Source organism: Streptomyces sp. NPDC028368, assembly GCF_055565615.1.
In genome coordinates this window covers 212776-222699 of sequence record NZ_JBVHTY010000010.1, presented here as the reverse complement: position 1 = coordinate 222699, position 9924 = coordinate 212776, and the positions used below count along the sequence as shown (strand labels likewise).

The window sequence follows — 9924 nt, the reverse complement described above, 5'->3', positions numbered from 1 at the left end:
ACCTTACCGGCGGGTGTCCCCCCACTGCATAACAAGGCGCGCGCCACCCTTTACTTGGCGCCGCACTCCCCCCCGGGGGGGGCGCCCCCCGCATGCGGGGGGCCCCCCCCCGACGTATGGCGCATTCCGTTACGGATTACCGCTTCGGCCAAGGATTACCGCTTCGGCCAAGGATTACCGCTTCGGCAGCCGGACCGACTGGCGGTGGCGGAAGAAGTCCGTCGGGTCCCACTTGGCCTTGACCTGCTGGAGCCGGGCGTAGTTGCCCTTGTAGTAGAGGTCGTGCCAGGGGGTGTTCGACGTGTTGAGTTTCGGGTCGGTCAGGTCGTTGTCCGGGTAGTTGATGTAGCAGCCGTCGGTGACGTCGTTGGGGACCGGTACACCACCGGTGTCGGAGTACACCTCGCGATAGGTGTCCCGCATCCAGCCGAGGTTCTTCTCGTCGTCCTCGGGCTTGTGCCAGTAGCACTCGTAGAAGATCACGAAGAGCGAGTCACGGTGCACGGCCGCGGTCTCGGCGGGGTCGAGCTCGTTGATCCTGCAGCCGGCCGAGTTGAGGACGACGTAGGTGTACTGGTTCTCGTAATCGGTGCGCGTCAGCTGCTTGTAGAGCGTCTCCAGCTGCCGCTCGGGGAAGCCGGCCTTCATGAACGCCGATTTGTGCATGGTGCGCATATTGGGGTTGTTCAGGGGCTCGCCGGCGGTGGTGGCGAAGGTCATCGCCTTCATGTACGGCAGATGCTGGATATCGCTGAGGACCGGCTCGACGCCGCCCATGGCCTTGCCGAGGAAGGCAACGTAATCGTCCAGCAGCTTCTTGGCATTGGGGATGGTGGCGTCTATCTGACCCACCATGAGGATCGGGCCGGAGGACTTGTGCTGGAGGAAGAGCCAGTGGCCCATGCCGGCGTACGGTGAATCGGCGGCGGCGTGGGTCTTGGCCCACTTTCCGTATTCCGTCAGCAGGTTCTTGAAGCCGGCCTTGGTGACCTTTTCCCAGGGCCAGCCGACGGTGACGTAATAGACGCTGGCGGGCGGCTTGGGCAGCAGCTTCTCGGGCGCGCCGGTGGCGCCGCGGGTGCGCATCCAATAGCGGGTGACGATGCCGACGTTGCCACCGCCGCCGCCCGCGAGCGCCCACAGCAGATCGCGGTTCGGGTCGCTCTCGTCGCGGGTGGCGATGACGCTGCGCACCTTGCCGTCCTTGTCGACGGTGACGACCTCGGCGGCGTACATGTGGTCGCTGACGATGCCGTGCTTGCGGGAGAGCACGCCGTAGCCGCCGCCCGCGAAGTGCCCGCCCGCGCCCACGCTGTGGCAGCCGCCGCCGGGCAGCGTGACGCCCCAGCCGTTGTGCAGGGTCTGGTAGATGTCGAGGAGGGTGGCGCCGGGTTCGATGGAGAAGGCCTGGCGCTGCTCGTCGTAGCCGATCCGGTTCAGCATCCGCAGGTCGATGATGACCTCGACGTCCTTGTTGAAGACCAGGTCCTCGAAACAGTGCCCGCCGCTGCGGACGACGATCCGCTTCTTGGCCCGTACGGCCTCGCGGACCGCCTCGATGACCTGCTGGGTGCTGGTGGGGAGCTTGATGGCCTCGGGCGCGGCGATCAGGCGGGCGTTGCTGCCGGAGACCATGTCGATGTAGCGGGCGTCGGTGGGGGTGACGGTGGAGACGCCGGTGGTGGCCGGTGCCCCCTCGGCGATCAGGGACGACCGGCCCGCCGCCCGTGCGGTGGTGGCGCCGAGAGCGGCGACGGCGCCGGTCGTTGCGACGGCGGCGCCCGTCCCGGCCAGAAACCGTCGTCTGTTCAACATGCTCACGTCGTGCTCCAGTTCTCGCGAGGTCCAGCCCGAGGACTTCTGGGCGCCCTCAGGATGCCCGCGCTCCCGCCCCTCCCCGCATGCGAGAACTGCGGTCTTTGTCAGGTACCGGGGTGCCCGGAGCGTGCGTGGCCGGATCCGCGATGAGGTGACACAGTCCGGTCCGCGCTCGGCGGCCGGGACCGGTACATCGTCAGAATCCAGTCATGCATGCCGCCTACCTTGAGCAGTTCGGGCCGCCGGAGGTGATCCGGTACGGCGAGCTGCCGACGCCGCAGCCGGGGCCGACCGATGTGCTCGTCGATGTCGCGGTCACCGCCGTCAACCATGTGGACACCTTTGTGCGTTCGGGGGCCTGGCGCACACCCGTACCGCTGCCCTTCGTGGTGGGCCGTGATCTGGTCGGTACGGTCGCGGCCGCGGGTCCCGGAGCGCCGGGGTTCTCGGCCGGCGACCGGGTGTGGTCCAACAGCCTGGGGTACGCGGGCCGGCAGGGGGCCGCCGCCGAGCGGGTGGTGGTGCCCGCGGACCGGCTGTACCGGCTGCCGGACGGGGTGGCGGCGTCCGACGCGGTCGCGGTGGCGCATCCCGCGGCGACGGCGTATCTGGCGCTGTTCGTCCACGGGCGGCTGCGGGCGGGCGAGACGGTCCTGGTCGTGGGCGCGGGCGGCAATGTCGGCAGCGCGCTGGTCCTGATGGCGGCGCGGGCCGGGGCCCGGGTGATCGGCGTCGCGGGTGCGCACAGCGCGGAGTACGTGCGCGGTCTGGGCGCCGCCGAGGTCCTCGACCGCGGGGCGGGCCGGGTGGCCGAGAAGGTCCGCGAGCTGGCGCCGTCGGGCATCGATGTGTACGTGGACACCTCGGCCGGCAACGACCTGACGTCCGCCGTCGACCTGCTCGCGCGGCGCGGCCGGATCGTGCTGCTGGCCGGCCTGCTGACGCGTCCCGTACTGCCGGTGGGGCCGCTGTACGTCAAGGACTGTTCGGTCGTCGGTTTCGCCATCTCCCAGGCGTCCGGCGTCGAACTCGCCGAGGCGGCCGCCGGGATCAACCCGCTGCTCGCCGACGGCCTGCTGCGGCCCCATGGCATCGAGCCGCTCCCGCTGAGCGCCGCGGCCGAGGGCCACCGGCTGGTGGAATCGGGAAAGGTACGCGGAAAGGTCGTGCTGTATACGGAACAGGGCGGCGACGGGGTCCGGCAGCGGCGAACCTGACCAACCCTGCGCCGGTTCTTGGCCGTCCTGTCCGGGCCGCTGCGAAGCTTTTCCGCATGACCTCCATCATCGAGAATTCCCCCCTTTTCGAGCTGCGCGCCGACATTCAAGTCGCGGCCTCGCCGGAAGACATTTATGCCGTGGTGAGCGATCTGCCGCGCAGCGGCGAGTGGAGCCCGGAATGCCAGGGCGGAGAGTGGGTTTCGGGCCGGCCGTCGGCGGTCGGCTCGGTATTCCGCGGGGAGAATCTGCGCAGCGAGGACGTCGTCGGATGGGCGCCGCTGGTGCGGGGCGTATGGCACACCGACTCCCGGGTCACCGCCGCCGAGCCCGGCCGTACGTTCCGGTGGATGATGCTCTCGCACGTCGGCGCCGACCAGGAGAGCGTCTGGGGCTTCGACATCGAGCCGGCCGAGGGCGGGGCGGTGCTGGTGCACCACTTCCGGATGGGCACGGCGACCGCGGGAATCCACAAGATCGTCGCCGAGCTCGACGAGCCGGAAAAGGTGAAGTTCATCGAGGAATGGACCGCCAAGCTCGCGAGCGACCTCGACGACACGCTCGGCCGTATCAAGAACATCATCGAGAAGGCCTGACGGCCGCCCCCTCCCCCCCCCCCCCCCCGCATTCCGTAAGGCCCGCATTCCCGCATTCCCGCATTCCTGGACTCCCTAGAGACGAGGGGACGTGCGCATGTTTCTGCAGCGCATCGGAAACAAGGGCATCCGCCTGGGAACACTTTTCGACAGGGCGGCCGCGAAACACCCCGCGAGCCCGCTGATACTCGATCACGATCTGGACATCGCGCCGGAACTGGGCCGCCGCCTCACCCTGACCGAGGTGGCGGCCCTGGTGGACGACTTCGCGTCCCGGCTGTGGGCCGTCGGCGTCCGCACCGGTGAGCGTGTCGTCGTCCACAAGGCCAACGGCTTCGACATCACCCTGCTCGCCTGCGCCATCGCCCGGATCGGGGCCGTACCGGTGCTGCTGTCGCCGAAGCTGGACGGCGAGACCGTTGCCGAGCTGCTGCGCCGGGTGGAGCGGCCCTGGCTCGTCACCGATCAGGCCAAGCTCGAAAAGGACCTGCCGGCCGAGGTGTTCACGCTCTCGCGGCGGCTGCTGCTCACCAGCGGCAGCCACGAGGGCGCGACCGGGCTGGCCTCGCTGGCGGGTGCCCCGCGGGTCGCCCCCGTGCTGATGCCGCCCGACCACCCCACGCTGATCACGCACACCTCCGGCACCACCGGCGTCCCGAAGCTCGCCGTGCACACCGGACGCACCTTCCAGGCGCGCTACCGCCCGCAGGGCACCGTGGCCAAGCTGGTGGGCGCCAACGAACCGGTCGCGATCCATGTGTCGTTCGTGCACTCGCGGATGTTCACCGCGCTGCCCATCTCCCTCCTCCAGGGACACCCCGTCATCGTCCTTGCCGAGGACGATCCGGAGCGCGTCGCCGAGCTGTTCACCCAGGTGCCCCCGGGGCTGATCGAGGCGCACCCGAACTCGTTCATGCGCTGGGAGGAGCTGGTCGATGACCCGCGCGCCCCGCTGGCCCGGGTGAAGTACTTCAGCAGCACCTTCGACGCCATCCACCCGCGCACCGTGCACAGCCTGTTGGGCGCCTCCCGCCGCAAGGGCGCGCTGTTCATCCAGATGTACGGGCAGAGCGAGGTGGGGCCGATCGCCGGCCGCACCTACAGCCACAAGCGCGGCGCCGAGGCCGAGGGCCGTTGTGTCGGCGCGCCGTTCCCCGGCATGACCGGGGTACGGGTCGTCAGCCGTGACGGCAATCCGCCCGGCAAGTCCTCCCCCGGCCATATCGAGGTCCGCAGCGACGGGCGGATCGTCACGTATCTCGGGGAGCACGCGCGCTGGGAGAAGCAGGTCCACGACGGCTGGTGGCGGATGGGCGATGTCGGCTACCGCACCAAATGGGGCTGTCTGCATCTGCTGGACCGCGAGGTCGACGAGATACCGGGCATCGACAGCACGCTGGAGATCGAGGACAAGCTCTTCGGCCGGCTGCCGGAACTGACCGAGGTCATCGTCGTCCCCGGCCCGGACGGGCTCCCGGTGCCGGTGGTCTCCACCCGGGACAGCAAGCCGCTGGACACCCTCGCCTGGCGCTCCGCGGTCGCGGACCTGCCGCCGCTGGCCGAGCCCGTGCTCTGGCGCCTGGAGGACCTGCCGCAGACCGCCACCACCAAGATCAAACGGCTGGAACTGATCCGCCGGTTGCGGCTGCAGGACCAGACGTGACCAGTAGCTATCCGGACTTGATGAACAGCCGTGTCGAGATCGCGGTCGTCGGTGCCGGGCCGCGCGGGCTCTCCGTACTCGAACGGCTCTGCGCCAACGAGGGGGCCGCGCCCGCGCACACCGCGGTGACCGTCCATGTGGTGGACCCGTCCGGCCCCGGCGCCGGCATGGTCTGGCGCACCGGGCAGTCCCGCCACCTGCTGATGAACACGGTGGCGTCCCAGATCACCGTCTACACCGACGGCAGCACGACGATCGCGGGACCGGTCGTGCCCGGACCGACCCTGTACGAGTGGGCCACCGGGCTGCGGGCGCTCGGCACGGTCGGCGACTACCCGCCGGAGGTCCTCGACGAGGCCGCCCGGCTGGGCCCGGACAGCTATCCCACCCGCGCCTTCTACGGCTGCTATCTGAGCGACTGCTTCCGGCGGGTGGTGGCCGCCGCCCCGGAGCACGTCACCGTCACCGTGCACCGCACGCGCGCCGTCGCCATCGCCGATACGCACGGCGTGCCCGGCGGCCCGCAGGGGCTGCGGCTGGCGGACGGCACCCGGCTCAACCAGCTGGACGCCATCGTCCTCGCGCAGGGCCATGTGCCGACGCGCCCCACGGCCAGGGAGGAGCGGACGGCCAGCCTGGCCCGCATCCACCACCTGCGGTATCTGACCCCCGCCAACCCCGCCGATCTCGACCTGAGCGGGATCGGGGCGGGTGAGCCGGTGCTGCTGCGCGGCCTGGGGCTGTGCTTCTTCGACTATCTGGCGCTGTTCAGCGTGGGGCGGGGCGGCCGGTTCGTACGGGAGGACGGCCGGCTGGTCTACCACCCGTCGGGGAACGAGCCGCGGATGTACGCCTTCTCCCGCCGCGGGGTGCCCTACCAGGCGCGCGGCGAGAACGAGAAGGGCGCCTCCGGGCGGTACTTCCCGCGGCTGCTCACCCCAAAGGTGATCCGGCAGCTGCGCGAGCGGGCCCGCGGCGGCGAGGGGGTGAACTTCGGCCGGGACCTGTGGCCGCTGATCCGGCGTGAGGTGGAGAGCGTCTACTACGGCACGCTGCTGGACGCCACCGGCCGCGGCACCGAGCGCCCGGCGCTGGTGGAGAAGTACCTGGCCCTGGCCGACGGCGAGGATCCCGGGCCGCTGCTGGACGCGGCCGGTATCGACGCGGCGAAGCGGTGGGACTGGGAGCGGCTCGCCAAGCCGTGCGGCAAGCGGACGTTCACCGGCCGCGACGACTTCCGGCGCTGGCTGCTGCGGTATCTGGAACACGACGTCCAAGAGGCCCGCCGGGGCAATATGAGCGGCCCGCTCAAGGCGGCGCTCGATGTGCTGCGCGATCTGCGCAACGAGATCCGGCTCGCGGTGGACCACGGCGGGCTCGAGGGCAACTCCCACCGGGACGATCTGGCGGGCTGGTACACACCGCTGAACGCCTTCTTGTCCATCGGGCCGCCCGCATCCCGGGTCGAGGAGCTGATCGCGCTGATCGAGGCGGGCCTGATCGAGATCACCGGACCCGGCAGCCACATCCGCCTCAACCCGGCGGCCCCGGAATACGTCGCCTCCTCGGATCTCGTACCGGGGCCGCCGATACGCGCCGGAGTGCTCATCGAGGCCCGGCTGCCCGAGCCCGATCTGCGGCGCACCGACGACCCGTTGCTGCGCCATCTGCTCAACACCGACCAGGCGATGCCGTACCGCATTGCGGGGTCGCACGGCACGGTCTTCGAGACCGGCGGGCTGACGGTCACCGGGCGGCCCTACCGGCTGGTGGACGGGCGGGGGCAGGCGCATCCGCGCCGGTTCGCGTACGGGGTGCCCACCGAGTCCGTGCACTGGGTGACCGCGGCGGGCATCCGCCCCGGCGTCGACTCGGTGACCGTGGGCGACTCCGATGCGATCGCCCGCGCGGTGCTCGCGCTGCCGCCGGTGGCGCATGTGCCGGCCGCGGTCCGGCCGGAGCCGTCCGAATTCGAGACCGACGGGGTGATCGTGTGACGCATCAGGACGGCGGCCGGCCGGACCCGGGCCTCGATGCGGGGCTGCTCTCCCCCGTGCGGGCGGGCACCCCCATCGAGGCGGTGGTGGCCGATGGGGCGTGGCTGCAGGCGATGCTGGACGCGGAGGCCGCACTGGCGCGGGCGCAGGCCCGGCTGGGGGCGCTCCCGCCCGCCGCCGCCGACGCCATCACCAGGGCGGCTCGGGCCGACCGCCTGGACCTGCGGGCGCTGGCGGTCGCCGCCCGGGAGACCGCCAACCCCGTGGTGGGCCTGGTGGCGGCGCTCACCGAGGTGGTCGCGGCCGAGGACCCCGAGGCCGCCGAGTACGTCCACCGCGGCTCGACCAGCCAGGACATCTTCGACACCGGCGCCATGCTGGTCGCCGGCCGGGCGGTGGCGATCATCCGGGCCGATCTCGCGACGATCGCCGAGTCTCTCGCCGGGCACGCCCAGCGGCACCGGGACACCCCGATGGCCGGGCGGACCCTCGCGCTGCAGGCGGTGCCCACCACCTTCGGGCTCAAGGCCGCCGGCTGGCGGGAGCTGGTCCTGGACGCCGACCGGCGGCTGGGCCGGCTGACCGGGGCGGGGCTGCCGGTCTCGCTCGGCGGTGCGGCCGGCACCCTCGCCGGCTATCTCGTGTACGCCGTGACCGACGGCGCGCCGGGGGCCGAGAAGGATCCGGCCGACTACCTCGACAGGCTGCTGCGGGCGTTCGCCGAGGAGACCGGGCTCGGCGTCCCCCGGCTGCCCTGGCACACGCTGCGCACCCCGGTCGCCGACCTCGCCGCCGCCCTCGCGTTCACCGCCGGGGCGCTCGGCAAGATCGCCGTCGATGTGCAGTCGCTGGTCCGGACGGAGGTCGGGGAGCTGGCCGAGCCGGGGCCCGGCGGGCGCGGCAGTTCGTCGGCCATGCCGCACAAGCGCAATCCGGTGCTGTCCACGCTGGTGCGCAGCGCGGCGCTCCAGGTGCCGGTACTGGCCACCGGGCTGACGCAGTGCCTGCTGTCCGAGGACGAGCGGTCGGCCGGCGCCTGGCACGCCGAATGGCTGCTGCTGCGCGAGTGCCTGCGGCTGACCGGCGGCGCCGCGCACACCGCCGTCGAGCTGGCCGGGGGCCTTCAGGTGCGTTCCGAACGGATGCTGGACAACCTGGGCCTGACCGGCAGCCAGGTCGTCGCCGAGCGGATCGCCGCCGTACTGACGCCGCGGCTGGGCAAGGCCGCCGCCCGGGAACTGCTCTCCCGCTGCTCCGCGCTGGCCGCCCGCACCGGCCGGCCGCTGCGGGACACCCTGGCCGGCTCCCCCGAGACGGCCGGCCACCTCAGCGACCGGGAGCTGAGCGAACTGTGCGACCCGGCGGGCTACACCGGCGCCGCCGGACTGCTGGTCGAGCGGGTACTACCACCGAACGCCGAGAGAGGAACGACGACGTGACCACCGGCAAGCGAGCGCAGCGGTACGCGAGGCTGCGCGAAATCCAGGGCATGGACGTCCACGAGAAGGCCAGCCACATCTGGTGGCTCGGCATCGGCTACGAGTACCCGTGGGACTTCGGCGTCGCCGGGGCCATCGCCTTCGCCAACAGCGTCGCCCCGCCGCATATGGCCGCCCTGCTGGTACGCACCGGCGAGCTGACGGAGAACACCCAGCGCCGCATGGAGCACTTCGGGCTGATGGCCATGGCCATGGTCCGGCACGGCTTCAAGGACGAGCGGGGCAAGGCCGCCGTACGGCAGATGAACCGCATCCACAAGAACGCGGTCAAGCACATCAGCGACGAGCACCAGCAGTGGAGCATCAGCAACGAGGAGTATCTGTTCGTGCTGGCCACCAGCATGCTGGTACCGGTCCGCTGGATAGACCGCTATGCCTGGCGCAAGATGAGCGCCAAGGAGCGGACCGCCGCTTATCTGCACATCAAGGAGCAGGGCGAGCACATGGGGATCAAGGACATTCCCGGCTCGTTCGAGGAGATCGCGCGGTTCCACGACGATTACGTCAGGGCGCATTTCAGCTACTCGCCGGAGGCGGCGAAGCTGTGGCAGGTGCTGGAGCCGACCGTGACCGGGCCGATGGTCGGGGGGCTGCCGGCCCGGCTGCAGCCGCTCGGCAGCAAGCTGGCCAAGGCGGCGGTGCCCGCCCTGCTGACCCCGCACATGCGCACGGCCTTCGGCGTGCGCAAGCCGTCCTGGCTGCTCCGGCTGGCCGTCGACGCCGCCCTCAAGACCCGCTCCGCCTATGTCCGCCGGCAGCCGCCACGCACCGAGGCCGCCTACCCGGACCCGATGCCGACACCGAGTTTCCCCGACGCGGACTACCGCATGGAGGACCTGGGGCCTGCGCACACGACGGGTACGAAGACGGCCGGGTGACGAGGCCAAGGGCCCGGCCGCGCACCGTCACCGGGCACGCACGGAGAGCTGTTTGACCTTCCGGATGCGCCGTGCCTACGCTCGAAGTGACGTCTCTTGAGATTGCAACATTGAGATTGCAACGATGTCTGCGAAGCAGGTCGGAGTCCTGCTAAGTCACCCCGCGGGTGCGCCGGGGCCTTGTGCGTTGCCGGTGCACGGTGGCGGGGCCAGGAGAACTCCACATTGATACGCCGACCGATCGGCGACAGCCGAG

The 9924-nt window shown here is 71.2% G+C and carries 7 protein-coding genes; 6 read left to right on the top strand and 1 reads right to left on the bottom strand.

What is annotated here, in order from left to right; all coding sequences use genetic code 11:
- Nucleotides 1-174 precede the first annotated feature (174 nt).
- Entirely contained in the window at nt 175-1815 is a 1641-nt protein-coding gene (locus ACZ4S3_RS23895) for an FAD-binding oxidoreductase (RefSeq protein ID WP_467937366.1), read from the bottom strand.
- 212 nt (nt 1816-2027) lie between these two features.
- Here ACZ4S3_RS23895 and ACZ4S3_RS23890 point away from each other — a divergent pair, with 212 nt between their 5' ends.
- From ACZ4S3_RS23890 to ACZ4S3_RS23865, 6 genes are all read left to right on the top strand, one after another.
- A complete protein-coding gene (locus ACZ4S3_RS23890) occupies nt 2028-3035 on the top strand; it encodes an NADPH:quinone reductase (RefSeq protein ID WP_467937364.1) in 1008 nt (335 codons plus the stop codon).
- Between the two features lie 56 nt (nt 3036-3091).
- Nucleotides 3092-3631: an SRPBCC family protein gene (locus ACZ4S3_RS23885; RefSeq protein WP_467937362.1), complete on the top strand. Its 540-nt coding sequence runs from the start codon at nt 3092-3094 to the stop codon at nt 3629-3631.
- 97 nt (nt 3632-3728) lie between these two features.
- Complete coding sequence (locus tag ACZ4S3_RS23880; protein WP_467937360.1) at nt 3729-5294, top strand: class I adenylate-forming enzyme family protein; 1566 nt, start codon at nt 3729-3731, stop codon at nt 5292-5294.
- A 20-nt stretch (nt 5295-5314) separates the two neighbouring features.
- A complete protein-coding gene (locus tag ACZ4S3_RS23875; protein ID WP_467937583.1) occupies nt 5315-7291 on the top strand; it encodes an FAD/NAD(P)-binding protein in 1977 nt (658 codons plus the stop codon).
- Nucleotides 7288-8730 carry a nitrosuccinate lyase gene (locus tag ACZ4S3_RS23870; protein ID WP_467937358.1) on the top strand — a complete coding sequence of 481 codons (1443 nt, stop codon included), beginning with the start codon at nt 7288-7290 and terminating at the stop codon, nt 8728-8730. Before ACZ4S3_RS23875 ends, ACZ4S3_RS23870 begins: the two co-directional genes overlap by 4 nt.
- Nucleotides 8727-9668, top strand: coding sequence for an oxygenase MpaB family protein (locus tag ACZ4S3_RS23865; RefSeq protein WP_467937356.1), 942 nt, complete (start codon nt 8727-8729; stop codon nt 9666-9668). The genes ACZ4S3_RS23870 and ACZ4S3_RS23865 overlap by 4 nt, the downstream gene beginning before the upstream one ends.
- The last annotated feature ends 256 nt before the right edge of the window (nt 9669-9924 follow it).